General features: G+C 57.5%; 22 protein-coding genes and 3 pseudogenes. 16 read left to right on the forward strand and 9 right to left on the reverse strand.

Annotated features, from left to right (window positions below):
* Positions 1 to 11 precede the first annotated feature (11 nt).
* The gene (locus P3C52_RS11655; protein ID WP_275555161.1) at positions 12 to 1040 is read left to right on the forward strand and encodes a type IV pilus twitching motility protein PilT; all 1029 of its coding nucleotides are present in this window, start codon (positions 12 to 14) and stop codon (positions 1038 to 1040) included.
* Here the strand turns inward: P3C52_RS11655 and ruvX are convergent.
* From ruvX to P3C52_RS11700, 9 genes are all read right to left on the reverse strand, one after another.
* Complete coding sequence (gene ruvX, locus P3C52_RS11660) at positions 1003 to 1425, reverse strand: Holliday junction resolvase RuvX (protein WP_275555162.1); 423 nt, start codon at positions 1423 to 1425, stop codon at positions 1003 to 1005. The genes P3C52_RS11655 and ruvX overlap by 38 nt on opposite strands.
* Positions 1425 to 1988 carry a YqgE/AlgH family protein gene (locus P3C52_RS11665; RefSeq protein ID WP_275555163.1) on the reverse strand — a complete coding sequence of 188 codons (564 nt, stop codon included), beginning with the start codon at positions 1986 to 1988 and terminating at the stop codon, positions 1425 to 1427. Before P3C52_RS11665 ends, ruvX begins: the two co-directional genes overlap by 1 nt.
* 93 nt (positions 1989 to 2081) lie before the next feature.
* Positions 2082 to 3026 carry a glutathione synthase gene (gshB, locus tag P3C52_RS11670; protein ID WP_275555164.1) on the reverse strand — a complete coding sequence of 315 codons (945 nt, stop codon included), beginning with the start codon at positions 3024 to 3026 and terminating at the stop codon, positions 2082 to 2084.
* 95 nt (positions 3027 to 3121) lie between these two features.
* Positions 3122 to 3853, reverse strand: a complete 732-nt coding sequence (rsmE, locus tag P3C52_RS11675) for a 16S rRNA (uracil(1498)-N(3))-methyltransferase (protein WP_275555165.1) — start codon at positions 3851 to 3853, stop codon at positions 3122 to 3124.
* A 103-nt stretch (positions 3854 to 3956) separates the two neighbouring features.
* A complete protein-coding gene (gene endA, locus P3C52_RS11680; protein ID WP_275555166.1) occupies positions 3957 to 4670 on the reverse strand; it encodes a deoxyribonuclease I in 714 nt (237 codons plus the stop codon).
* A 96-nt stretch (positions 4671 to 4766) separates the two neighbouring features.
* The gene (locus tag P3C52_RS11685; RefSeq protein ID WP_275555167.1) at positions 4767 to 5285 is read right to left on the reverse strand and encodes a SprT family zinc-dependent metalloprotease; all 519 of its coding nucleotides are present in this window, start codon (positions 5283 to 5285) and stop codon (positions 4767 to 4769) included.
* Positions 5286 to 5416: 131 nt separating this feature from the next.
* A complete protein-coding gene (locus P3C52_RS11690) occupies positions 5417 to 6814 on the reverse strand; it encodes a sugar porter family MFS transporter (protein WP_275555168.1) in 1398 nt (465 codons plus the stop codon).
* Positions 6815 to 7241: 427 nt separating this feature from the next.
* Positions 7242 to 8393, reverse strand: a complete 1152-nt coding sequence (gene metK / locus P3C52_RS11695; RefSeq protein WP_275555169.1) for a methionine adenosyltransferase — start codon at positions 8391 to 8393, stop codon at positions 7242 to 7244.
* 243 nt (positions 8394 to 8636) lie between these two features.
* Positions 8637 to 8888 carry a hypothetical protein gene (locus tag P3C52_RS11700; RefSeq protein WP_275555170.1) on the reverse strand — a complete coding sequence of 84 codons (252 nt, stop codon included), beginning with the start codon at positions 8886 to 8888 and terminating at the stop codon, positions 8637 to 8639.
* A gap of 296 nt (positions 8889 to 9184) precedes the next feature.
* Between P3C52_RS11700 and speA the strand changes: the two genes are divergently transcribed.
* The 15 genes and pseudogenes from speA (at position 9185) to P3C52_RS11775 (ending at position 24196) form a co-directional block, all read left to right on the forward strand.
* Complete coding sequence (gene speA, locus P3C52_RS11705; protein ID WP_275555171.1) at positions 9185 to 11161, forward strand: biosynthetic arginine decarboxylase; 1977 nt, start codon at positions 9185 to 9187, stop codon at positions 11159 to 11161.
* Between the two features lie 174 nt (positions 11162 to 11335).
* Positions 11336 to 12262 carry an agmatinase gene (speB, locus tag P3C52_RS11710; RefSeq protein WP_275555172.1) on the forward strand — a complete coding sequence of 309 codons (927 nt, stop codon included), beginning with the start codon at positions 11336 to 11338 and terminating at the stop codon, positions 12260 to 12262.
* Between the two features lie 873 nt (positions 12263 to 13135).
* On the forward strand, positions 13136 to 13459 hold the full coding sequence (locus P3C52_RS11715) for a non-heme iron oxygenase ferredoxin subunit (protein ID WP_275555173.1): 324 nt from the start codon (positions 13136 to 13138) through the stop codon (positions 13457 to 13459).
* A complete protein-coding gene (locus P3C52_RS11720) occupies positions 13456 to 13764 on the forward strand; it encodes a recombinase-like helix-turn-helix domain-containing protein (RefSeq protein ID WP_275555174.1) in 309 nt (102 codons plus the stop codon). The genes P3C52_RS11715 and P3C52_RS11720 overlap by 4 nt, the downstream gene beginning before the upstream one ends.
* 10 nt (positions 13765 to 13774) lie before the next feature.
* Positions 13775 to 14797, forward strand: coding sequence for an aromatic ring-hydroxylating dioxygenase subunit alpha (locus P3C52_RS11725; RefSeq protein WP_275555175.1), 1023 nt, complete (start codon positions 13775 to 13777; stop codon positions 14795 to 14797).
* Positions 14797 to 15546 (forward strand): SDR family oxidoreductase, encoded by a 750-nt coding sequence (locus tag P3C52_RS11730; RefSeq protein ID WP_275555176.1) that lies wholly within the window; start codon positions 14797 to 14799, stop codon positions 15544 to 15546. The genes P3C52_RS11725 and P3C52_RS11730 overlap by 1 nt, the downstream gene beginning before the upstream one ends.
* 16 nt (positions 15547 to 15562) lie before the next feature.
* A complete protein-coding gene (locus tag P3C52_RS11735; RefSeq protein WP_275555177.1) occupies positions 15563 to 16351 on the forward strand; it encodes an IclR family transcriptional regulator in 789 nt (262 codons plus the stop codon).
* A gap of 87 nt (positions 16352 to 16438) precedes the next feature.
* Positions 16439 to 17347, forward strand: a pseudogene (locus tag P3C52_RS11740) (VOC family protein); the annotation flags it as partial.
* Positions 17348 to 17360: 13 nt separating this feature from the next.
* Positions 17361 to 18553: pseudogene (locus P3C52_RS11745) on the forward strand (FAD-dependent oxidoreductase).
* 26 nt (positions 18554 to 18579) lie between these two features.
* Positions 18580 to 19836: pseudogene (locus P3C52_RS11750) on the forward strand (MFS transporter).
* Positions 19837 to 19846: 10 nt separating this feature from the next.
* Complete coding sequence (locus P3C52_RS11755) at positions 19847 to 20377, forward strand: cupin domain-containing protein (RefSeq protein WP_275555178.1); 531 nt, start codon at positions 19847 to 19849, stop codon at positions 20375 to 20377.
* A gap of 9 nt (positions 20378 to 20386) precedes the next feature.
* Positions 20387 to 21157, forward strand: a complete 771-nt coding sequence (locus P3C52_RS11760) for an alpha/beta hydrolase (protein WP_275555179.1) — start codon at positions 20387 to 20389, stop codon at positions 21155 to 21157.
* The gene (locus P3C52_RS11765; protein ID WP_275555180.1) at positions 21141 to 21935 is read left to right on the forward strand and encodes an SDR family oxidoreductase; all 795 of its coding nucleotides are present in this window, start codon (positions 21141 to 21143) and stop codon (positions 21933 to 21935) included. The genes P3C52_RS11760 and P3C52_RS11765 overlap by 17 nt, the downstream gene beginning before the upstream one ends.
* A 9-nt stretch (positions 21936 to 21944) precedes the next feature.
* On the forward strand, positions 21945 to 22715 hold the full coding sequence (locus P3C52_RS11770; RefSeq protein WP_275555181.1) for an aspartate dehydrogenase: 771 nt from the start codon (positions 21945 to 21947) through the stop codon (positions 22713 to 22715).
* An 11-nt stretch (positions 22716 to 22726) separates the two neighbouring features.
* A complete protein-coding gene (locus tag P3C52_RS11775) occupies positions 22727 to 24196 on the forward strand; it encodes an aldehyde dehydrogenase (RefSeq protein WP_275555182.1) in 1470 nt (489 codons plus the stop codon).
* Positions 24197 to 24205: the final 9 nt, after the last annotated feature.

A 24205-nucleotide genomic window follows, 5' to 3' on the forward strand; every position in this document is an offset into this window, starting at 1 on the left:
AGGAGAAAGTCATGGATGTGGAGGAAATCGTGGCCCTTAGTGTAAAGCATAATGCGGCCGATCTGCACCTTTGTAGCGGACATTTGCCACGCTGGCGACTTGATGGCGTATTGCAGGTTATCCCCGATCGCGCAGCCACCAGGCCGGAGGCGCTGGAAGCGCTCTGTCAGCGCTGGCTGAATGCGGAGCAGCATCAGAGCCTGGCGCATAACGGCCACGTCGATTTCGCTATTACCACCGCCAGCGGCCAGCGTCTGCGCGCTAATCTTTTCCGGCAGCGGCAGGGCATCTCGCTGGTGTTGCGCACTATCGCCAGCTGTTGTCCAACGCTGGAGGCGCTGCGGCTGCCTGCCTGCGTACCAGCCTTATTGCAGCAGCAGGACGGGCTGATACTGATTAGCGGCGCCACCGGCAGCGGTAAATCCACCACGCTGGCCGCCATGGTCGATATGCTCAACCAGCGGACGGCTCGCCATATTATTACGCTGGAAGATCCCATCGAGTTTATCCATCAAAGCCGCCAGTCGTTAATTCAGCAGCGTCAGGTAGGCCAGCACTGCAGCAGCTTCCAGCAGGGGCTGCGCGCTGCACTGCGTGAAGATCCGGATGTGATTCTGCTGGGCGAGCTGCGCGATCTGGATACTATCGCACTGGCGCTCACCGCTGCGGAAACGGGGCATCTGGTGCTGGCGACGCTGCACACGCGCAGCGCTGCCCAGGCGGTTGATCGCCTGATCGATGTTTTTCCGGCGGAGCAAAAGAGTCTGGTACGCAGCCAGCTGGCAGCCAGTCTGAAAGCTGTAATCGCGCAGCGGCTGATGGCGGCGAAAGCGGGAGGGCGTGTCGGGCTGTATGAAGTATTAATTAATACGCCCGCGATCGCGAACCTGATTCGGGAAGGGAAAACGCATCAGATCGGCGGCCTGCTGCAAACCGGCATGCAGGCCGGTATGCAGACTTTTGAGCAGAGCCTGCTACAGCGACAGCAGCAGGGATTAATTACTATGCCGGAAGGTTCTCAAACCAGCTTTCCAGGATAATGACGGCGGAAAGGGAATCGACGCTGCCTTTGGTAAGCGCCTTATAACCGCCGCGTGCAAACAGATCGGCGCGTGCCTCGACGGTGCTAAGCCGCTCGTCATGCAGTACGACCTGAACGCCGAAACGACCGTGCAGCCGGTTGGCAAATTTACGCGCCCTGGCGGTCAGCGGTTGTTCGCTGCCATCCATATTTAACGGCAGGCCGACTACCACCTGCTGTGGCTGCCACTCCAGCAGCAGACGTTCAATTTGCGTCCAGTCAGGCACGCCGTCCTGTGCTTTCAGCGCGGTCAGCGGGCGGGCGGTGCCGGTAAGCTGCTGGCCGACCGCCACACCGATGCTTTTGGTGCCAAAATCAAATGCCAGAAGGGTCATGCTGCTCATCAGGCGTGACCTGCATCGCTGGTAATGTTGTGAATATCGACGCCGATGCTTTTCGCCGCTTCACGCCAGCGATCGGCAATCAGCGTATGGAAAAGGATATTGCTGTTGGCTGGCGTGGTGAGCCAGGCATTTTCCAGCAGTTCGCCTTCCAGCTGATCTTTTTCCCAGGCGCAGTAGCCCAGCGCCACCAGCACATGCTCCGGCTGCTCCGGCGTACCGAGCGACTCCAGCACATCACGCGAGGTGGTAATCACGGTGTTATCGGAGATACGAATGCTGGAGGCAAAGGTGCGCTGCGCAGAATGCAGAATAAATCCGCGATCTTCCGCCAGCGGGCCACCGGAAAAAACCGGTTTATCCAGCTTGACCTGCGGATCGCGCGGCGAAGGGGCAATTTTCAGTTTGGTCAGGATACCGTCAACCGTCAGATTCTCCATCGGCTTATTAATAATCAGCCCCATGGCGCCATCCTGGTTATGCTCACAGATATACACCACCGAACGTTTAAACAGCGGATCCTGGAGAGCGGGCATCGCAATTAAAAAATGGTGCTGTAAATTCATTCTCACTCGTTCTGAATACGGGTTAAAGGCTAACGGCGTATGACCGAAGAGGCATTTAACGGGTTTAAAACGGGGCGACAGCCCCGTTCAGAGTCACGCCAGACGCTTCTCAATAGCATCCATCAACATACCAGTGATGGAGACCGGGAAGGCGGCTTCGATTTCACGTATGCAGGTTGGGCTGGTGACATTAATTTCAGTCAGCTTATCGCCGATAATATCCAGCCCAACAAAAATCAGTCCTTTCTCTTTCAGCGTCGGACCTACGCGCCGTGCGATTTCCCAGTCGCTTTCCGTCAGCGGGCGTGCTTCACCGCGTCCGCCTGCCGCCAGGTTGCCGCGCGTTTCGCCCGATTGCGGGATACGCGCCAGGCAGTAAGGCACCGGCTCGCCATCGACCACCAGCACGCGCTTATCGCCATCCTTGATCGCGGGCAGATAGTTCTGCGCCATACAGTAGAAGCGACCATGATTGGTGAGCGCTTCCATAATGACCGCAACGTTCGGATCATCCTTTTTCACGCGGAAAATAGAGGAGCCGCCCATACCGTCCAGCGGCTTCAGAATAATATCGCCATGCTCGCCCCAGAATTCGCGAATGCGTTTCGCATCGCGGGTGACCAGCGTATCGGGCGTCAGTTCGGCAAACCAGGCGGTAAACAGCTTTTCATTACAGTCGCGCAGGCTCTGCGGCTTGTTAACGATCAGCACGCCCTGTTCCTCGGCACGTTCCAGCATATAGGTTGCGTAGATAAATTCTGTGTCGAAAGGCGGATCTTTACGCATCAGAATGACGTTCAGATCGGACAGCGGAATATCCTGCTCGCTGCCGAACTCAAACCACTTTTCGTAGTCCTGTTCAACGCTCAACTGACGGGTGCGGGCACGCGCCACGCCGCCGCGCAGATAGAGATCGTTCATCTCCATGTAGTGAATTTCGTAACCGCGGCGCTGTGCTTCCAGCAGCATTGCAAAGCTGGAGTCTTTTTTAATATTGATCGTCGTAATCGGATCCATGACGATGCCAAGCTTAATCATTCTGTTCTCCTCGATCGGGCGGGCGGTATGCCGCTTGCCGCGCAGGTTGGCATAAATTCTTTTTTCGGGCTTAACGCAATGGGCCGCCCGTTAGCTTAACCGAGATCGCCAAATCTGACCTGGAGCGCCGTGATGGCGGTCAGCGCGGTCGTCTCGGTGCGGAGTACGCGTGGGCCAAGCAGGATATCGGTAAAATCATAGCGCCCGGTCATGGCGATCTCATCGGCGGACAAACCACCTTCCGGGCCAATCAGCAGGCGGACCCGCTCAACCGGCTGCGGCAGTGTATTAATGCTGTGCTGCGCGCGCGGATGAAGATTCAGCTTTAACGCCTCATCCTGCTCAGCGCACCAGGCTTCCAGCGTCATCGCTTCACGTACTTCCGGCACCACATTGCGTCCGCACTGTTCGCAGGCGGCAATGGCGATTTTTTGCCACTGCTGGATTTTTTTCGCCTGTCGCTCGGCATCAAGCTTTACGCCGCAGCGCTCAGAAAACAAGGGGGTAATTACATTTACGCCCAGTTCAATCGACTTTTGAATGGTGAATTCCATTTTTTCGCCGCGCGACATTACCTGCCCAAGGTGCAGATGAAGCGGGGATTCACGGCTATCCATGCGGCTTTCCGTAATTTTCACCGTTACGCTGCGCTTATCGGCGCGTAAAATTTCGCCGTCAAAAACCAGATTACTGCCATCGAACAGTTCCAGCGCCTGGCCGCTGCTCATACGCAGCACCCGGCCAACGTGATTAGCGGCGTCTTCGCTCAGGGCGATCTCCTGGCCGACCGTTAAGGTTTCGGGATGATAAATGCGGGGTTTTCGCATGACGTTCCTGATGGTAACAGGCCGCGCAGGCGCACGGCATAAAGTATCTTCGCGTGATAAGCGCAACCTTATCACGCGCTAAAGTAAGTTTAGGGCAGCGTTTTTAACGCTGGCAAGCTCGCTGGACATAAGGGTTGTGATTTCCCTGAATCTTCGCGATGCGCTTGTCGCGTTCGCATTCCCAGGCGGTGGCCGGATATTGCTTATCCCACACTTCCATCAGCTGGGTTTGCTGACGCGAAAGGCGCAGCTGGTAGCGATCGCGCATGTAGAAATAAGTACGGGCAATAACGCCGCGCGCGCGCGCCGGCGGCTCCGCCAGCTTGTTTTTAAAATCGATCTTCATTTCGCACTGGCCATACTGGCGCTCGCTGCCGTTCCACTGGCTGTACATAAAGTTACCGCGATCGCCATTAACCTCGCCAATCGCTGGCTGTAGGTTATGCAGGTCGGACTCTATCTGCCGGTAGCCTTCATCCTTGCTGCAATTTTTACGGCCGCCGTTCTGCCAGCACTGACGCTGATGACCGAACTGCCAGGCGGGAACCACATGTTCCCATTCGATACGGCTCGCGCGGTTCGCATTTTTGCGCACCTGATAACCGCAGGACGCCAGATCGGGGATCCCTTTTTTTCCCTGCCAGTTAATTTTACAGCCGCAGTAAAAGGAGCCTGGCGCATCGGCATTAATTTCAGCCGAGACTTTTTTCGCCTGCTGAAAGTTATTTTGATGATAGGTTTTTACGCTCAGGCTGTGAGCCGCTAAAGGCGCCAGCAGGGCGGTAAAAGCAACGGTAAAGAGAAATTTGCGAGACATATTCCATTTTTACAACTGATGAAAAAGAGCGCGCAGCGTACCAGATTGCGTCGGCTGTCGGAATGGCAAAGCGGTGATTGACAGGAAAAGCCGGGCTTAGCTGGCTGGCGGACTATATTCACCGGGCTGGAGGCGATCGCCGCAGTGAACGCAGCGGTATTCGGTTTCGCCGCGCAGCACGCGGTTATGACGGCGCACGGTAAGATGGTGCTGCTGACAGCGGCAGCGATAAGGGAAAGCTTTGCCGCGCACCGAAGCAACTTCAAATTGATGTGTGCGGCGCGCCGGTACTTCCAGAATGGTTTCCATCATCCATTTCCACTCCTTGCCGTGCGGCGGCACGCGGCCAAAGTGTCGCCAGACCAGCAGGTGCGCCAGTTCGTGCGGTACCACTTCTTCAATAAAAGCCTGCTGGTTTTCCTGTAGCAGCACCGGATTAAGGCGGATCTCCCAGCTTTCCAGCCAGGCGGTGCCTGCGGCGGTGCCGCGCTGCTGATAGATCAGCTTCGGCTCTGGGTAGTTGCGCGCCAGGCGCTGATTGGCCTGCTGCAGCTTCTCGCGCAGCGCGCGCATAACGCTCTGCTGGAGAGCAATGGGAAGGCGGACGGGTTTCATAGCGGCAAAGAATACGGTGCGTCAGACGAGAAAACAATGGTCGGCCTGATAAGGTGCGCGCGGGAAACCAGGCGACAGCAATAAAAAAGCCGGGGCGGCAAAAGCGGCCCCGGCTGTTAAGTGCGGCGTGATTAGTCGTGTGAACCAATATCGCGCAGTTTTTTACCGGACATCAGGTTACGTTCGATATGTTCCAGGGAAACGTTTTTCGTTTCCGGAATCAGCATCACCGTAAAGATGATAAACAGGATATTCAGGCCAGCGTATACCCAGAAGGTGTTGGCGTTGCCCAGCGTATTCAGCATCGTCAGGAAGGTGGCACCGACGATCATATTCGCAATCCAGTTAGTGGTGGTGGAAACGGTAATCCCGAAATCACGTCCTTTGAGCGGCTGAATTTCAGAGCAGAGTACCCAAATCAGCGGGCCGGCGCTCATGGCGAAACCGATGATAAACATCAGCAGCATGGCAACCGCAAAGTATTGCGCGCTCTGCGATTCGATGCCGATGTGCAGCATGGTGCCCAGTATGCCCATACCAACCGCCATCACCAGGAAGCCCAGCGTCAGTGTTGGCTTACGGCCCCAACGGTCTACCAGACCGATAGCGATAAAGGTCGCCAGCACGTTGATCAGGCCAACAATGACGGTGCCCCACATCTGCTCGGTGGTATTGGAGAAGCCGGCGATCTCAAAGATTTTCGGCGCGTAATACATGATGACGTTCATGCCGGTAAACTGCTGCATCACCTGCAACAGCACGCCCAGGAAAACCGCGCGACGGAAGTTGCTGTTTTCACGGAACAGGCTCCAGCCGGTCTGCTTGATTTTCAGGCTTTCGCGGATTTCATCCAGTTCGCGTTTCGCCTGCTCGCTGGTATCGCGCAGACGATCCAGCACGCGTTGCGCATCGCGGAAATGGCCTTTCGCCGCCAGCCAGCGCGGACTGTTCGGCAGGAAAAAGACGCCAACCAGCAGCAGAACCGCAGGAATGGTGATCACGCCCAGCATCCAGCGCCAGTTGCCGGTATAGCTGAAAGCGGTATCGGACAGGTAGGCGCCGAGAATACCGATAGTAATCATCAGCTGATAGAGCGAAATCATACTGCCGCGAATTTTCTCCGGGGCGATTTCTGACAGATAAAGCGGAGCGGTATAAGAAGCCACGCCAACCGCCAGGCCAAGCACCACGCGCGCGGCGATCAGCATTTCCGGGTTCGGCGCCATCGCCGACCAGAGAGAACCGATAACAAACAGAATCGCACCGGCCATCAGGCTCTTTTTACGGCCCAGGCGGGAGGACATCCAGCCGCTGCCGATCGCGCCGATCGCCGCACCAAACATCATTGAGCTAACGATCCACTCTTGCTGATGACTGGTAACGTTAAAATCTTTGGCGATAAAGGGTAGGGCGCCGGCGATTACGCCAATATCCAGGCCAAACAGCAGGCCAGCAAGTGCAGCAAGAAAGCAGACAAATAAGGTCATAACCTTATTTGAGGTTCTGCCTTTGTGAGTATTACCAGGCATATAGCCTCCGAATAGTATCCATCATTGTAATTATCAATGTTAATGAACCAGAGCAGGGTGAAAAGTGAGACGGATCACAGAGGTGTAATCGGTTACACGGGCCGGAACCCTGAAAACCAGCATTTATCACCAGACTTTGGTTACATAACCAGTAAGGTATAGCACCTGTTAAGTTTCTGACACTCCAGTGTTAATGGAATATCAGACGACGCTGAAAATAACGCATTTCCCGCTAAAATACATCCGCGTGTAAATCCTAAATAGCAGAAATATAAGGCCTTTCGATTTGTAAGCGTTATCATGCCAGCGGTAAACACAGGCAACAAAAAGTGTAGCTGGTGAAAAAAAACATGAGGCAGAAAAAAGGGAGCAAATCATGCTCCCTTTTTGCCTGGACGCCACCGACGATCGCGGCGGCGTAGAGGAATTACAGACCGGCCGCGTCGCGCAGCTGCTGCGCTTTGTCGGTTTTTTCCCATGGGAAATGCTCACGGCCAAAGTGACCGTAGGCAGCGGTTTCGCGGTAGATCGGCTGCAGCAGATCCAGCATCTGAATCAGACCATACGGACGCAGATCGAAGAATTCACGCACCAGCAGCGTCAGCTGTTCGGTGGAGATTTTTTCAGTACCGAAGGTTTCCACCATGATGGACGTCGGTTCCGCGACGCCGATAGCGTAAGAAACCTGGATTTCACAGCGGTCAGCCAGGCCAGCGGCAACGATATTTTTCGCCACGTAGCGCGCCGCGTAAGCTGCAGAGCGGTCTACTTTCGACGGATCCTTACCGGAGAACGCGCCGCCACCGTGACGTGCCATGCCGCCGTAGGTATCGACGATGATCTTACGACCGGTCAGGCCACAGTCGCCCATCGGGCCGCCGATAACGAAACGGCCGGTTGGGTTTATAAAGAATTTGGTAGCGGAGGAGAGCCATTCGGTCGGCAGAACCGGCTTGATGATCTCTTCCATCACCGCTTCCTGCAGCGCGGACTGAGAAATATCTTCAGCATGCTGCGTGGACAGCACGACCGCATCGATACCGACAATTTTGCCGCCATCGTACTGGAACGTCACCTGGCTTTTCGCATCCGGGCGCAGCCACGGCAGCGTGCCGTTTTTACGCACTTCAGACTGACGCTGCACCAGGCGGTGCGCATAGGTTACCGGCGCTGGCATCAGCACGTCGGTTTCGTTGGTCGCGTAGCCGAACATCAGGCCCTGGTCGCCCGCGCCCTGTTCCAGCGGATCGGTGCGGTCAACGCCCTGATTAATATCCGGCGACTGTTTGCCAATAGCGCTCAGTACGGCGCAGGAGTTGGCGTCAAAGCCCATATCGGAGTGAACATAGCCAATATCACGCACGGTCTGACGAGTGATTTCTTCAATATCAACCCAGGCGCTGGTGGTGATTTCACCGCCTACCAGGACCATACCGGTCTTCACATAAGTTTCGCAGGCCACGCGCGCTTTCGGATCCTGAGCGAGGATCGCATCAAGCACCGCATCCGAAATCTGGTCGGCGATTTTATCAGGATGTCCCTCTGATACGGACTCTGAAGTAAAAAGGTGTTTAGCCATTTTATTCTTTACCTTACTAAAACGGTTTAATTAACAACTGCCTGGCGCAGGAGGAAGACTTCGCCCGATCCAACGCCCCTTTCAGGCAAAGCCGTGTGCAGCGCAGAAGTTAACCAGTTTAGACGGATTAACATCTGGACGTCTATTTTAGGTTACTCTGTAAGCGAATTGCCAGCCCTTTTTTGTCGGGTCGTGCTTTCTGCTTATCGGCAGACGGGAGAATTTTCTGATAGCAACCACAGCTTACATAATTTGTTTTTGCAATTTGCCACGCCGGGCGGTATAAAACGCGGCTGCTGTTTTCAGCGAAATACAGGGCGCTTCAGGCGTCTGGCCCGTCAGATAATCTATCTGATTTTCACCCTCAGGCCTTTTTTCCGCATGTTCAACATGTGTGGAGGTGATAAGAGTAATGAACCAGGTTTTTATCCTTTCTTCCGGTTCTCTCCGCTGCACTGACGTGCATTCGTCTCTTTTCGTTTGCTCCTCCGCCAATTCGATCCGCCGAAGTTTTCTCTGTTTCGGTAATCAACACGACACGAGCGCAGGCTAACTTGCTACAGTTTTGACTGGGGACCTTCCGTTTTTAACTGAAGGTTGGCTGATGCTTTTTCTGTCCCGCAACACGGAGTTCGGCGACGTGTTTTACACTGATTCTATGCAGCAGTTCGCTGAGGCGACAGTTCAGCATTTTATGCTGGCAACCTCGCTAAAGGCTGGCTTGTTCTGGCAACGCCAAACTGCGATAGTTGTTAATTATTCTGCAACACTAATTAATGTTGAGGTTCGCAATGTCTGACGACATAAAGAATATCAAGGGTTCGTCAGCAGGCGAACAGGGTGAACTGCGCTCGATGCAGGAGGTGGCGATGAGCGATCAAGATGCCAGCAGAATGCTGCGCACCTATAACATTGCCTGGTGGGGCAACAACTATTACGACGTCAACGAGCTGGGACATATTAGCGTTTGTCCCGATCCTGATATGCCGGAAGTGCGCGTTGACCTGGCGCGTCTGGTAAAAGAGCGTGAGGCCGATGGCCAGCGTTTACCGGCGCTGTTCTGCTTCCCGCAGATCCTCCAGCATCGTCTGCGTTCGATTAATGCCGCCTTTAAGCGTGCGCGCGAATCTTACGGCTACAACGGCGACTACTTCCTGGTTTACCCGATCAAGGTTAACCAGCATAAGCGCGTTATCGAATCGCTGATCCACTCCGGCGAGCCGCTGGGCCTGGAAGCGGGTTCTAAAGCGGAGCTGATGGCGGTGCTGGCGCACGCTGGCATGACGCGCACGGTGATCGTTTGTAACGGCTATAAAGACCGCGAATATATTCGTCTGGCGCTGATCGGCGAGAAAATGGGGCACAAAGTTTACCTGGTGATTGAGAAAATGACCGAGGTAAAACTGGTGCTGGAAGAGGCGGAGCGTCTGAATCTGGTGCCGCGTCTGGGCATTCGCGCTCGTCTTGCCTCACAGGGTTCCGGCAAGTGGCAGTCCAGCGGCGGCGAAAAGTCGAAGTTTGGCCTTTCCGCCTCGCAGGTGTTGCAGCTGGTGGACATCATGCGCGATGCCGGGCGTCTCGACAGCCTGCAACTGCTGCACTTCCACCTGGGTTCGCAGATGGCCAATATTCGCGACATCGCCACCGGCGTACGTGAATCGGCGCGCTTCTATGTGGAGCTGGCGAAGCTGGGCGTCAACATTCAGTGTTTCGACGTTGGCGGCGGCCTGGGTGTGGATTATGAAGGTACGCGCTCGCAGTCGGACTGCTCCGTCAACTACGGCCTGAACGAGTACGCCAACAATGTGATCTGGGCGATTGGCGACGCCTGCGAAGAGCATGGCCTGCCGCATCCGACGGTAATTACCGAATCGGGCCGCGCGGTTACCGCGCATCACACCGTGCTGGTGTCCAACATTATCGGCGTTGAGCGCAGCGAATTCAGCAAGCCGTCTGCACCAGCAGAAGACGCGCCGCGTCCGCTGCTGAGCATGTGGGAAACCTGGCAGGAGATGCACGAGCCGAACACGCGCCGTTCGCTGCGTGAGTGGCTGCACGACAGCCAGATGGATCTGCACGATATTCATACCGGCTATTCGCAGGGTACCTACAACCTGTCCGAGCGCGCCTGGGCAGAGCAGCTCTATCTCAGCATTTGCCACTATATTCAGCAGCATCTGGATCCAAGCAACCGCGCGCATCGTCCGATTATCGATGAGTTGCAGGAGCGCATGGCGGATAAGATTTACGTCAACTTCTCGCTGTTCCAGTCAATGCCGGACGCCTGGGGTATCGACCAGCTGTTCCCGGTGCTGCCGCTGGAAGGGCTGGATAAGAAGCCGGAACGTCGCGCGGTGCTGCTTGATATTACCTGCGACTCCGACGGCACCATCGATCACTACGTCGACGGCGACGGCATTGCCACCACCATGCCGATGCCGCAGTATGATGTCGATAATCCGCCGATGCTGGGCTTCTTTATGGTTGGCGCCTATCAGGAAATCCTTGGCAACATGCACAACCTGTTTGGCGATACCGAAGCGGTCAACGTCTATGCGTTCCAGGACGGCAGCGTGGAAGTTGAGCTGTCGGATGAAGGGGATACGGTGGCGGATATGCTGGAGTACGTGCAACTGAATCCGCAGGAGCTGCTGGATCTCTTCCGCAATCAGGTTAAGCAGACCGAACTGGATGAAGAGCTGCGCGCGCAGTTCCTTGAAGAGTTCGAGGCGGGCCTCTACGGCTATACTTATTTAGAAGACGAATAAACGGCGATGCGGCGGCCAGCGTCACGATATGACATTGCCGCCCGCATCCCGCGCGGCGATAATCGCCGCCAGCTTTCCCATCAATCCCTTCCTCGTCGGGTTTAACGACGCGGAGGGGATTTTTTTCATCTGAACAGCCATGTCGGCCATGCCGCCATGAATAAAGGAGTTGTTATGAATAACACCAACACCTTAGGACATCAGTACGATAACTCGCTGGTTTCTAACGCCTTTGGCTTTCTGCGTTTACCGCTGAACTTCCAGCCTTATGACAGCGATGCCGAATGGGTGATTACGGGCGTACCTTTCGATGCCGCCACCTCCGGTCGTCCGGGCAGCCGCCTTGGCCCTGGCGCGATCCGCCAGATCTCCACCAACCTGGCGTGGGAAGGCTGCCGCTGGCCGTGGGATTTCGATCTGCGTGAGCGCCTGAACGTCATCGACTGCGGCGATTTGGTTTACGCCTTCGGCGACTCACAGGATCTGACCGACAAACTACAGGCGCACGCCGAGAAGCTGCTGGCCAGCGGCAAGCGTATGCTGACCTTCGGCGGCGATCATTACATTACGCTGCCGTTGCTGCGCGCCCATGCGAAACACTTTGGGAAGATGGCGCTGGTGCATTTCGATGCGCATACCGATACCTACTCCAACGGCCCGAAATTCGATCACGGCACCATGTTCCACCATGCGCCGCAGGAAGGCTTGATCGCGCCTGAGCGTTCAGTGCAGATCGGCATTCGTACCGAGTTCGACAAAGGTCTGGGCTATAAGGTGCTGGACGCCGCGCAGGTTAACGATCGCGGCGTTGACGATGTGATTACGCAGGTGAAGCAGATTGTCGGTGATATGCCGGTTTACCTGACCTTTGATATCGACTGCCTTGATCCGGCCCATGCGCCAGGCACCGGCACGCCGGTGATTGGCGGCCTGACCACCGATAAAGCGCTGAAGCTGATCCGGGGTCTGCAGGGTCTGAATATTGTCGGGATGGATCTGGTAGAAGTTGCGCCGGGTTACGATCAGTCCGATCTGACTTCGCTGGCGGCGGCAACTATCGCGCTGGATATGCTGCACGTGCAGGCGGCAAATAAAGGCTAACGCTCTTCTGCTGCTGCGTACCCGTTGCGCAGCAGCAATCTCTCCGCTTTGCCAAACCGCGAACAAAAGGGTAACCATCGGCTCCGCTGCCTGGCCTGTTTGCGCATGTCATAAATGCCAAAAGCTGCGAGCGCGCAGAACGGGCAAGTTTTCCGTGTGCAAGACATTCTCTTAGATAAACCTTCGACTGGTATAACGTCAGAACAGGCGTTTTTATTATTAATAAAGATCGGATAAATCGCGCTCTGCATTTAAATTCGACAGGAGTGCTGGCTGCTCATTTGATAAAAAGGAGCGCCTGTTTACTGCTTTTTTTCGGCGCCGTCAAAAAATCATTTATCATTTTGTTAACAACGCTTCTTTGCTAAGATAAATCTTATTTATTTAGCTATCTCGCTTAGAAAATATCGACGATTAAATTAACTCTTACCAAAAAATAAAATTATCATCAGACACTTTATTTGCACATTTTTTCCATTATTGAATTCATATGATTTAATTTACAGCCATTATAGTTACATCTGTAAAATGGTTAACAGGTGAAACTCATTGTTTTTAAAGTATAAAAATGAGAGTGATTTTTTCTGGTAAAGGGCAATGATAAAAGCACTTACTTCCTGTTTTATTCCCATCCTCTATTTTTAAAACCCTTAAAAAAGCCGTCGATAAAAACCTATCCGCACATTTTAATTACATCGAAATTTCATTGTTCCGCCTGCTTTTCGTGATCCCTTCCACAGTTAATGTATTAAATGCAACACAATTAACAAATCAGTTACAAGGCCTCTTGACGAAAATTCCGGCGCTTTTATATTGACCGTATTAAATAAGAAACATCGTTTCATATATGAAACAACGGGCGGGAGGATCGCGATGAGCTGGATAGGCGTATGTGACGCAGAACAGGTGCAGGAAGATTTCCCCTACAGCGGCACGGTAGAAGGTAAAGAGATCGGAATTTATTTAATCGACGGCGAATATTACGCGCTGGAGGATGTGTGTCCGCACGCTTATGCGCTGTTGAGCCAGGGCTTTGTCGAAGATGGGAAGGTGGAATGCCCGCTGCACGAGGCGGTGTTTGATGTCAAAACCGGCCAGTGTTTGCACGGGCCCGGCGGACGTAACCTCAATCGCTATCCGGTACGGGTAACGGAAAACCAGATCCAAATTACCTTTATCGAGGAGACCGTGGCATGAGTGAATACCTGGATTTCAATCCGGCGTTGCCGGAGAGCCGCCAGTTTACGCCGCCGAAAGAGGGCGGCAATGGCAACATTCATAAACCCGGCGCTTACCAAAATCTGATCTGGCAGACCCGCAGCCGTCCACCGGAAAGCTGGGAAATCAATCTTATCGCGCAGCTGGAAACGCTGTTTGAACAGGGCGTGGAAACGCTGCCGGAACTGGTTAACGGCCTGAACGCGATAAAAATGTATGACCAGCATGGCGAACCCTGGAGCGACGTCAGCTTCCAGACATTTTTGCAGGTAAACGGCTACTGAGGGAAAGGCAATGACGACGGCAGTTCAACACTATCTCGATAAAGGCTTGCGCGGCTTATGGTATCCGGTGCTGGCCAGCTGGGAAGTCCAGTCTGCGCCGGTAGGCATCACCCGTCTTGGCGAGCAGATCGTGGTCTGGCGTAATCAGGATGGTCAGGTGCAGGCGCTGGAAGATCGCTGCCCGCATCGCGGCGCGCGTTTATCAATGGGCTGGAATCTCGGCGATCGCATCGCCTGCTGGTATCACGGCCTCGAAGTCGGCGGCAGCGGCGAGGTAAAAAGCGTGCCCGCCGTTGATCGTTGTCCGCTGGTCGGTCAACAGTGCGTGCGCAGCTACAACGTTCAGGAAGCGCACGGCGCGATTTTTCTCTGGTTCGGCGTCACCGCCAATCAGCCGCCAGAAGAACTGAGCTTCCCGCAGGAGCTGGCGGACAGTGAAAGCTACAGTCACTTCCTCTGTACCGCCGCCTGGAACTGTAACTATCAGTACGCGCTGGAAAACGTGATGGATCCGATGCACGGCACCTACCTGCATTCCTCCTCTCATTCGATGGCGGAAGGCGATCGCCAGGCGGACATGGTGCTGCAGCCGACGCAAACCGGCTTTGTTTTCGAGAAAAAAGGGCAAAGCGGGGTCAATTTTGACTGGGTCGAGCTGGGCACCAGCGGCGCTTACTGGATGCGTCTCTCCATCCCGTATAAAAAACGCTTCGGGCCGGGCGGCCATTTCTGGATTGTCGGCATGGTGGTGCCGGAAGACAACGATCACTGCCGCGTCTTTTTCTGGCGTATTCGTCGGGTGCAGGGCTGGCAGCGCGATCTCTGGCGTTTTATGTACCGCAACCGGCTGGAAAAACTGCACTGGGAAGTGCTGGAGCAGGATCGCATCGTACTGGAAAACATGGCGCCGAACGCCCGCGATCACGAATATCTCTACCAGCACGATGTTGGTCTGTCGCGTCTGCGCCGCATGATGCAGAAAGCGGCAAAAGCACAGCTGGCGCAGCGTGAAGAACAACAGGGAGCCGCCTGATGAACGGGCTGCTGCAGGATAAACGCATCGTGATTACCGGCGCGGCGCGCGGGCTGGGCTACGCCTTTGCCGAGGCCTGCGCGCAGCAGGGCGCAACGCTGGTGCTGTGCGATATTCTTCAGGGTGAACTGGCGGAAAGCGCCGATCGCTTGCGTCAACAGGGTTACGCGGTAGAAGCGCACGCTCTCGACCTGGCGGACAGCCAAAGCATTGAACAGGTTTTTAGCGCCGTGGGCGCAGGCGGCCCGATTGATGGTCTGGTGAATAACGCGGCGTTAGCCACCGGCGTCGGCGGCAAAACCATGCTCGATTATGACCCGGATCTCTGGGATCGGGTGATGACGGTGAATGTAAAAGGCACCTGGCTGGTGACGCGCGCTGCCGTCCCGCTGCTGCGTCAGGGATCGGGCATTGTTAACGTGGCCTCCGATACCGCGCTGTGGGGCGCGCCGCGTTTAATGGCCTATGTCGCCAGCAAGGGCGCGGTGATTGCCATGACGCGATCTATGGCGCGCGAGCTGGGAGAACAGCGTATCCGTATCAACGCCATTGCGCCGGGGCTGACGCGCGTGGAGGCGACGGAATATGTGCCTGCCGAACGGCACCAGCTCTATGAAAACGGGCGCGCCCTGAGCGGCGCGCAGCTGCCGGACGATGTCACCGGCAGCGTACTCTGGCTGCTGAGCGATCTCTCCGCTTTTGTCACCGGCCAGCTTATTCCGATAAACGGCGGGTTTGTTTTTAACTGAAAGTTGCGGAGGCGGTATGGCAAATCAGCAGGAAATCAAATACCTGGTGCCCGGGCTGGAACGTGGGCTCCAGCTGCTGCTGGCTTTTAGCGAACAGCACCGCGAACTCACTTTCGCCGAGCTGCACCGGCTGGTGGAGATGCCAAAAGCCACCGCCTATCGGGTGGTGCAGACGCTGGAATATATGGGATTTCTGGAGCGCAATCCGCGCACCAACACCTTTTCGCTGGGTATGAATGTTCTGCGCCTGGGCTTTGAATATATCGCCTCGCTGGATGTGGCACAGGTCGGGCAGCCAGTCATCGAGCAGCTGCGCGACAGCAGCCAGTGCAGCAGTCATCTGGCGATCCGCGACGGACGCGACATTATCTATATCGCCCGCGTCAGCGCCGCCGGTTCGCGTATCAATCAGGTCAGCGTCGGCACCCGGCTGCCGGTTCACTGCACTTCGCTGGGCCGGATGCTGCTGACCGATATCTCACGCGCGGAGTTTGAGCAGCTGTTTCCCGATGAGCGTCTGCCGGGCAATACGCCGGGCCAGCCGTCCGATCGGGAAGCGCTCTGGCAGATGGTGCAGCAGGACAAGGCGCGCGGCTATGTGATTGGCGAATCCTTTTTCCGCCACGGCATCTCCTCCATTGTCTATCCGATTTTTAACCACAGCGGACGCGTGGCGGCGGTGGCAAGCATTATGGTTCCGGCGGAAGAGGTGCCGGAAAGCGATCGCGCACGGCTGCAAAATGAAGTTCGCATGGCGGCGGACAAAATCTCTGGCTTTTTAGGGTATCTGTCACAGGCCAGTTAAATCAAAGGGTTAGCATCAGGCGCTTCACTGCGTCGGGCAATCTTTACGCCCAAATCCGGGCGACTGAACGTAAAGAGGCAACGATCAATGAGTGTAACCGGAATTGAAAAGCTGGAATTCGGCGTCGATAACCTGCATCACTGCGCAAAATTTATGCGCGATTTCGGCCTGACCAGAGACGCCAGCGGGCAGCTATTTAGCACGCTCAGCGGCGCGCGCCTGGAGCTAAGCGCTATCGACAGCCCCGACCTGCCTCCCGCTTTTGAAGAGGGCAATACGCTGCGCCGTATGACCTGGGGCGTGGCTGACCGGCAGGCGCTGGAGGCGCTACGGCCAAAACTGATGCAGCAGCCTGGCTTTCGCGACCTGGGCGAAGCGCTGGAGTGCGTCGATCCTAACGGCATGACGCTGCGCATTCAGGTAAGCCAGCAGACGGCGGTGAATATTCACGTCGAGCCCATCAATCAGTGGGGCGATATGCGCCGGGTTGATACGCCAAGCCCGGTTTACGATCGCGCCGAGCCGATCAATATCGGCCACGTGGTGTTTTTCGTCGAGGAGCTGGCGGCGGTGGAAAAATTCTACCGTGAAGTGCTGGGCTTTCACGTTTCCGATCGCTACGTCAATCGGGCGGTGTTCCTGCGCACCCAGGCGCGCGGCGGTCACCATAATCTCTTTCTGCTGCAGCTGCCGAACCGCAAGCGCGGCCTGAACCATGTCGCTTTTACCGTGCGCGATATCCATGAGGTGATCGGCGGCGGCATCGCCATGAATAAAAATCAGTGGAGTACCTTTATCGGACCGGGCCGCCATCCGGTTTCCTCCGCCTATTTCTGGTACGTCAACAGCCCTACCGGCGGCGCGTTTGAGTATTACACCAATGATGATTACCTGACCGAAAACTGGCAGCCGCGCGAGCTGGAACATTCGCTGGTCTCCTTTACCGAGTGGGCCGTAGAAGGCGGCATCGATCATGACACCCGACGCCAGCAGAAAAGCCGGAGGCGGTATGACGGCGCGCATTGTCATTATCGGCGGCGGCCAGGCCGCAGGCTGGGCGGCGAAGACGCTGCGCGAGGAGGGCTTCAGCGGCGAGATTGCCGTGGTCGCCGACGAGCCGTGGATTTCTATGAGCGGCCTCCGCTCTCGAAAAGCACCTTGCTGGAGGCGACGGCGGCGCTGCCGCGCCTGTTTAGCGCAGAACTGCAGCAGTCGCTGGATTTGCGCTGGTATCGTCCGCTGCGTGCGGAAAGTATCGATCGTCAGGGCAAAAGCGTGCGGCTGAGTAACGGCGCCTCGTTGCCTTATGACCAGCTGCTGATCGCCACCGGCGGACGGGCACGCCTGCCGGGCAGCGCCTGGCGCGACCATCCGCAGGTTTACACCTTACGGCACTGGGACGATGCGCAACGGCTGAAAGCGCGTCTCGCCCAGAGCCAGCGGTTGGCGATTGTTGGCGGCGGCTGGATCGGGCTGGAGATCGCCGCCTCGGCGCGTCAGCGTAACGTGGAGGTTAGCCTGTTTGAGCAGCAGCCCGCGCTCTGTATGCGTTCGGTCGGCGCAGAGGTTTCCCAGGCGCTGCATCAGCTGCACAGCGCGCAGGGCGTAAAGATCCACTGCGGCTGCGGTGCGCTGGAGCTGGCGGAGGAAGGCGGCCCGGTTATTCAGTATGAGGGCAGGCGCGAGAAGTTTGATGCGGTGGTGGTGGGGATCGGCGTCGATCTGAATCTGGAGCTGGCGCGCGATGCCGGACTGGCGACGGCGCACGGTATCGTCGTTGATGCACAGGGCCGCACCTCCGATCCGGCAATATTCGCCGCCGGCGACGTGGCGCAACATCATCGCTATGGCATCTCCCTGCAATCCTGGGCCTTTGCGCAGAATCAGGCGATGGCCACCGCCAGAGCGATGCTGAATAGCGCGGCGGCAGGCTATGACGAGATCCCGTGGCTGTGGTCGGATCAATATCAGCACAACATTCAGATTCTGGGGCTGCCGCAGTCCGCCAACCGAATGCTGGTGCGCCAGAGCCCGGCGGGGAAACTCTTCTTTTCCCTGAGCGCCGACGGCAGGCTGAATCAGCTGGTGGCCTTTAACGATGCGCGCGCTATCAAGTTGGCGAAGCGCTGGATGGCGACCGGGCGGGATCTCTCTGACGTGCCGCTGGACGATCCCGATTTTTCATTGATGTCATTGCGCTGACTCTGTCTTAACCCCCAAGGGGAAAAATGACCACATTTGAGACCAACGCCGCGTCCGACGTGACGCCCGGCGAGGAGAGCTGCACGCCTGAAAAACCGATTCGCTGGGCGATCCCGCTGGCGCTACTGGCCTGCGTGCTGCTGGCTTTTCTCGACAAAATCAGCATCGCCGCGCTTTTTTCCGACGTTCATTTCCAGCGCGCGATGGGCATCGATTTCGATACCACGCGTCTCGGCATTCTGATGAGCGTGTTTCTGCTGAGCTACGGTTTTTCGTCGGTGCTGCTTAGTGGGCTGGGCGACCGCATTGCGCCGCTGCGTCTGCTCACCGGCATGATGGTGGTCTGGTGCCTGTTAATGGTGCTGATGGGGCTGACCCATAACTATCTGCTGATGGTGACGCTGCGCATTCTGCTTGGCATTGCGGAAGGGCCGCTGTTTCCGCTGGCTTTCACCATTGTGCGCCATAGTTTTCCGCAGCGTCTGCAGGCGCGCGCCACCATGCTCTGGCTGCTGGGCACGCCGGTCGGCGCCGCCATCGGCTTTCCCCTGTCGCTGTGGCTGCTCAATGCCTTTGGCTGGCAGAGTACCTTTTTCGTTATGGCGCTGCTGACCTTGCCGGTGCTGCTTCTGGTGCGTACCGGTCTGCGCGGCCTGCGGTTAACGGCAAAGCGCGAGGAGACGACCATTTCAACGGCGGAGCGTCGGGCGGCGCGGCGCGAACTCTTTTTAAGCGCCCATTTCTGGATGGTTTGCGTATTCAACATCGCGTTCCTGACTTACCTCTGGGGCATCAACGGCTGACTACCCGGCTACCTGATTAAAGGCAAAGGTATCCACCTGGAACATGCGGGCTGGCTCTCCTCCATGCCGTTTATCGCCATGCTGATCGGCGAGATCCTCGGCGCCTGGCTGGCGGACCGGCTCGATAAGCGCGCCGCCGCCTGTTTTATCTCGATGGCGGGCGCGGCGATTGGGCTGGTGGCGGTGATGCAGCTGAATACGCCGCTGACCGTTATCGCGGCCATGAGCTTCAGCACCTTTATGTGGGGCATTGGCGCGCCCAATATTTTCGCCCTGCTGGCGAAGGCGACCCATCCACGAGTCAGCGCGACCGCCGGCGGCATCTTCAACGGCCTCGGCAACTTTGCCGGTGCCCTGTCGCCCGCAGCGATGGGCGCGCTGATCGCTTTTACCCAGAGTATGGATTCCGGATTGATGTTTCTCACCATAATGGCGGTGCTGGGATGCCTCCTGCTGCTGCCGCTACTGACACGTTACTGAGGAGATTGCCATGTCTGATTCAACCGTTACTGCAAAACCGGGCGTTAAACCTGCGCATATGAGCATCGAGGAGTGGATTGAGTCGCGCATCGCGCGTTTCGAAGGGCGCAAATATGACTGGAACGCGCTGAAGTTTCAGGCCGATTTTGATCCGAAATATCGCCGCGCCCAGATGCGCTATATCGGCACCGGCGCCACCGGCGTCGCCAGCGACAGCAATACCGTTCCGGCGGAGCATTTCACCTTCTCTACCATGGTGTTGCCGTCGAAATGCGAAGGGCCGCTGCACCTGCATGATGATGTGGAAGAGGTCTTTTTCATGCTCAAAGGGCAGATCACGCTGATGATCCAGGACGGCGACCACTACACCGAAACCGTGCTGCGCGAGCGCGATTTAATTTCCGTACCGGCGGGCATCTATCGCGGGCTGTTCAATCACGGCGAAGAAGAGGCGCTGATGTGCGTGATGCTCGGTACGCAAAAGCCGCATATCCCGACCTATCCGGACGATCATCCGCTGGCCAATGTGAAACGGAATTAAGGGCGCGCCATGACGGGTTCAGATGAACAGGATAGCGAGCTGACGTTGATGTTGTTGCACGGCATCAGCTCCGGCGCGGCCTCCTGGCATAAACAGAGGGCGCTGGCGGGTTGTCGCGTGCTGGCCTGGGATATGCCCGGTTATGGCGCCAGCCCGATGCTGAACGTGGAAAAGGCGGACGCGGGCGATTATGCGGATGCGCTGGCCGCGTTTCTGGATCGGGCGCAGGTGCGGCGGGCGGTGCTGGTCGGCCATTCGCTCGGCGCGCTTATCGCCGCCGCGTTCGCCGCGAAGTATCCGCAGCGCGTTGCGTACCTGGCGCTGGCTAATCCGGCGCAGGGCTACGGGCAGGCCGCAGCGGAACAGCGGGAGCAGGTCTGGCGCAGCCGCGAGCAGCAAATCGCGCTCGGCGGCGAGATTCTGGCGCAAACGCGTGCGGCGAAACTGTTGCGCCCCGGCGCGCAGCAGGAGGATGTCGCCACCGTCGCCGCCGGAATGCGCAAGCTGCGTGCTGAAGGCTATCTGGCGGCGGCCTGGATGCTGACCCATGACGATATTCACCGCTGGCTTGCGCACTATCGAGGCGGCTGGGAAGTCGCATGCGGCGAGCTGGACAGCATCGTCCTGCCGGAGGCGGCGCAGGCGCTGGCGCAGCGTTACAGCATGCCGTATCGGGCGATCCCTGATGCCGGACACGCCAGCTATCTGGATAACGCAATGCGTTTTAATCAATGGCTTTTAACGGTAATGGCAGAGGTGCGTGATGAATGCGCAAATTGAAGGATGCGTGGCGGTAGTCACCGGCGGATCGTCGGGAATCGGTTTTGAAACGCTGCGTCTGTTGCTGGGCGAAGGGGCGAAAGTGGCCTTTTGCGGTCGCGACAGTGATCGCCTGGCGAGCGCCAGCGCCGCGCTGCAGCATGAATATCCGCAGGGCGACATCTTCGCTTACCGCTGCGATGTATTACAGGAGGCGCAGGTGGTCGCGTTTGCCGAAGCGGTAACGCAGCGCTTTGGCGGTGTCGATATGCTGATTAACAACGCTGGACAGGGCTATGTGGCGCACTTTGCCGATACGCCGCGTGCGGCCTGGCTGCATGAGGCGGAGCTGAAGTTATTCGGCGTGATCAATCCGGTACAGGCATTTTTGCCCCAGCTTGAACGCTCGGCGATCGGCTCGATTACCTGCGTCAATTCACTGCTGGCGCTGCAGCCGGAAGAACACATGATCGCCACTTCCGCCGCCCGCGCCGCGCTGCTCAATATGACCTTAACCCTCTCGAAAGAACTGGTGGGCAAGGGCATCCGCGTGAACTCCATTCTGCTGGGCATGGTGGAGTCGGGTCAGTGGCAGCGCCGCTTTGCCGAGCGCGCCGACAAAAACCAAAGCTGGCCGGAATGGACGGCGGAGATTGCCCGCAAGCGCGGCATCCCGATGCAGCGCCTGGGGAAACCGCAGGAAGCGGCGCAGGCGCTGCTGTTCCTCGCCTCGCCGCTGGCCTCGTTTACCACCGGCGCGGCACTGGATATTTCCGGCGGTTTTTGTCGCCACCTGTAAGGAGCGGTCATGAAAAAGATCATGTTGATAGGTTATGGCGCGATGGCGCAGGCGGTGATCGAACGGCTGCCAGATGACGTCGCCCTCGGCTGGATTGTGGCACGTGCGCAGCATCATGCGGCGATCCGTGCGCGCTTTGATAGACGGGTCGAGCCGCTGCTGACTCCGCTGGCGTGTGAGGCATCGCCCGATCTGGTGCTGGAGTGCGCCAGCCAGCAGGCGGTGGTTGAGTATGCCGAGGCGATCCTGCAGCGCGGCTGGCATCTGGCGTTGATCTCCACCGGCGCGTTGGCCGACAGCGCGCTGGAGCAGCGGCTGCGGCAGGCGGGCGGCAGGCTGTCATTGCTTTCCGGCGCGGTGGCGGGCATCGATGGCCTGACGGCGGCGAAAGAGGGCGGCCTGACTCAGGTCACCTACCGTTCGCGCAAGCATCCCGCCAGCTGGCGCGGCAGCTATGCGGAACAGCTTATCGATCTCAATGCTATCCGCGAAGCGCAGATCTTTTTCGAAGGCAGCGCCCGTGAGGCGGCCCGGCTGTTTCCGGCCAATGCCAATGTCGCGGCAACCATCGCGCTGGGCGGCACCGGGATGGACGCCACGCGCGTACAGCTGATGGCCGATCCGACCACGCGCCACAATACCCATACGCTGCATGTCAGCGGGCTGTTTGGTGAGTTCCACCTGGAGCTGAACGGATTGCCGCTGGCCGAAAATCCGAAAACCTCCACGCTGGCGGCATTAAGCGCGGTGCGCGCCTGCCGCGAACTGACGCAATGCTAAAGGAGACTGAGATGGCTGAACTGAAGATTTTTGTCGGCGGCAAGTGGCAGCCCGGCACCGGCAAAGCGATGCAGAGCATCTTTCCTGCTGATGGCTCGGTGAACGCGACGTTAAACGCCGCCAGCCTGAACGATCTGGAAGAAGCGATCGCCTGCGGTGAACGTGCCTGGCGCGATCCGGCCTGGCGCGCAATGATGCCGCATGCGCGTGCGCGCATTCTTTCGCGCGTCGCCGATCTTATTGAGGCGCGCGTTGACGAGCTGGCCGCGTTGCAAACCCGCGATAACGGCAAGCCGCTGGCGGAGACGCGCGGGCTGGTGATGAGCGCCGCCGGTACGGCGTGCTATTTCGCGGCGGCCTGTGAGCTGCTGGAGGGAGAACTACCGACGCCGCGTCAGGCGGATCTGCTGACCTTTAGCCGTTACGAACCGCTCGGCGTGGTGGCGGCCATTACGCCGTGGAACTCGCCGATTGCCAGCGAGATGCAGAAGGTTGCGCCCGCCATTGCCGCCGGAAATGCGGTGATCCTGAAACCGGCCGAGGCCACGCCGCTGATGGCGCTGGAGCTGGCGCGTCTGTTTGAGCAGGCGGGTCTGCCGGCCGGATTGCTGAGCGTTCTGCCTGGTAAAGGATCGATTATCGGCGATGCGCTGGCGCGGCATCCGCGGGTGCGCAAAATCTCGTTTACCGGCGGCACCTCGACCGGACGTCACCTGGCGCACGTGGCGGCGGAAAAATTGATTCCGGCTTCGCTAGAGCTGGGCGGCAAATCGCCCACCATCGTGCTGGAGGATGCGGATATTGAGCGCGCGGCACGCGGCATTTGCTATGGCATTTTCAGTTCGGGCGGCCAGGCCTGCATCGCCGGTGCGCGGCTGTTTATTCATCAGCGCATTTACTCAACGCTGATGGCTCGCCTGCTGGAGCTGACACGCGCTTTGCGTATCGGTCATCCGCTGACGGACGGCGTTCACCTTGGACCGTTGATCAGCAAGCAGCATCGCCAGGGTGTGATGGATTATGTGCAGCTGGCGCAGCGCGAGGGCGGACGCCTGCTGTGCGGTGGCGAAGCGCCTGCCGATCCGACGCTGGCGGCGGGCAGCTATTTTCAACCGACCATTATCGAAGGGCTGAGCAATCGCGCCCGCGTCTGCCAGGAGGAGATCTTTGGGCCGGTGCTGGTAGCGATGCCCTTCAGCGATGAGGCGGATCTGATTCGTCAGGCGAACGATTCCGTTTACGGTCTGGCCGCCGGGATCTGGACGCGCGATGCCGGACGCGCGCTACGGCTGAGCGAGCAGCTGGAAGCGGGCACCGTCTGGATCAATACCTACAAGGTTTTCTCCATTTCAACCCCGTTTGGGGGCTTTAAAGAGAGCGGGCTGGGCCGCGAGAAAGGCATTCAGGGCCTGAAGGTCTGGATGCAGCAAAAAAGCGTTTATCTGGCGACAGGTAATGGCATTAACCACTGGTGCGACTAACAAAAAAGG

The organism is Mixta sp. Marseille-Q2659 (assembly GCF_940807255.1).
In the GTDB taxonomy this organism is placed as follows: domain Bacteria; phylum Pseudomonadota; class Gammaproteobacteria; order Enterobacterales; family Enterobacteriaceae; genus Mixta.

Coding starts and splice junctions, on each gene's coding strand:
- P3C52_RS11655 (WP_275555161.1), top strand. CDS start 12: ATGGATGTGGAGGAAATCGTGGCCCTTAGTGTAAAGCATAATGCGGCC.
- ruvX (WP_275555162.1), bottom strand. CDS start 1,425: ATGAGCAGCATGACCCTTCTGGCATTTGATTTTGGCACCAAAAGCATC.
- P3C52_RS11665 (WP_275555163.1), bottom strand. CDS start 1,988: ATGAATTTACAGCACCATTTTTTAATTGCGATGCCCGCTCTCCAGGAT.
- gshB (WP_275555164.1), bottom strand. CDS start 3,026: ATGATTAAGCTTGGCATCGTCATGGATCCGATTACGACGATCAATATT.
- rsmE (WP_275555165.1), bottom strand. CDS start 3,853: ATGCGAAAACCCCGCATTTATCATCCCGAAACCTTAACGGTCGGCCAG.
- endA (WP_275555166.1), bottom strand. CDS start 4,670: ATGTCTCGCAAATTTCTCTTTACCGTTGCTTTTACCGCCCTGCTGGCG.
- P3C52_RS11685 (WP_275555167.1), bottom strand. CDS start 5,285: ATGAAACCCGTCCGCCTTCCCATTGCTCTCCAGCAGAGCGTTATGCGC.
- P3C52_RS11690 (WP_275555168.1), bottom strand. CDS start 6,814: ATGCCTGGTAATACTCACAAAGGCAGAACCTCAAATAAGGTTATGACC.
- metK (WP_275555169.1), bottom strand. CDS start 8,393: ATGGCTAAACACCTTTTTACTTCAGAGTCCGTATCAGAGGGACATCCT.
- speA (WP_275555171.1), top strand. CDS start 9,185: ATGTCTGACGACATAAAGAATATCAAGGGTTCGTCAGCAGGCGAACAG.
- speB (WP_275555172.1), top strand. CDS start 11,336: ATGAATAACACCAACACCTTAGGACATCAGTACGATAACTCGCTGGTT.
- P3C52_RS11715 (WP_275555173.1), top strand. CDS start 13,136: ATGAGCTGGATAGGCGTATGTGACGCAGAACAGGTGCAGGAAGATTTC.
- P3C52_RS11720 (WP_275555174.1), top strand. CDS start 13,456: ATGAGTGAATACCTGGATTTCAATCCGGCGTTGCCGGAGAGCCGCCAG.
- P3C52_RS11725 (WP_275555175.1), top strand. CDS start 13,775: ATGACGACGGCAGTTCAACACTATCTCGATAAAGGCTTGCGCGGCTTA.
- P3C52_RS11730 (WP_275555176.1), top strand. CDS start 14,797: ATGAACGGGCTGCTGCAGGATAAACGCATCGTGATTACCGGCGCGGCG.
- P3C52_RS11735 (WP_275555177.1), top strand. CDS start 15,563: ATGGCAAATCAGCAGGAAATCAAATACCTGGTGCCCGGGCTGGAACGT.
- P3C52_RS11755 (WP_275555178.1), top strand. CDS start 19,847: ATGTCTGATTCAACCGTTACTGCAAAACCGGGCGTTAAACCTGCGCAT.
- P3C52_RS11760 (WP_275555179.1), top strand. CDS start 20,387: ATGACGGGTTCAGATGAACAGGATAGCGAGCTGACGTTGATGTTGTTG.
- P3C52_RS11765 (WP_275555180.1), top strand. CDS start 21,141: ATGAATGCGCAAATTGAAGGATGCGTGGCGGTAGTCACCGGCGGATCG.
- P3C52_RS11770 (WP_275555181.1), top strand. CDS start 21,945: ATGAAAAAGATCATGTTGATAGGTTATGGCGCGATGGCGCAGGCGGTG.
- P3C52_RS11775 (WP_275555182.1), top strand. CDS start 22,727: ATGGCTGAACTGAAGATTTTTGTCGGCGGCAAGTGGCAGCCCGGCACC.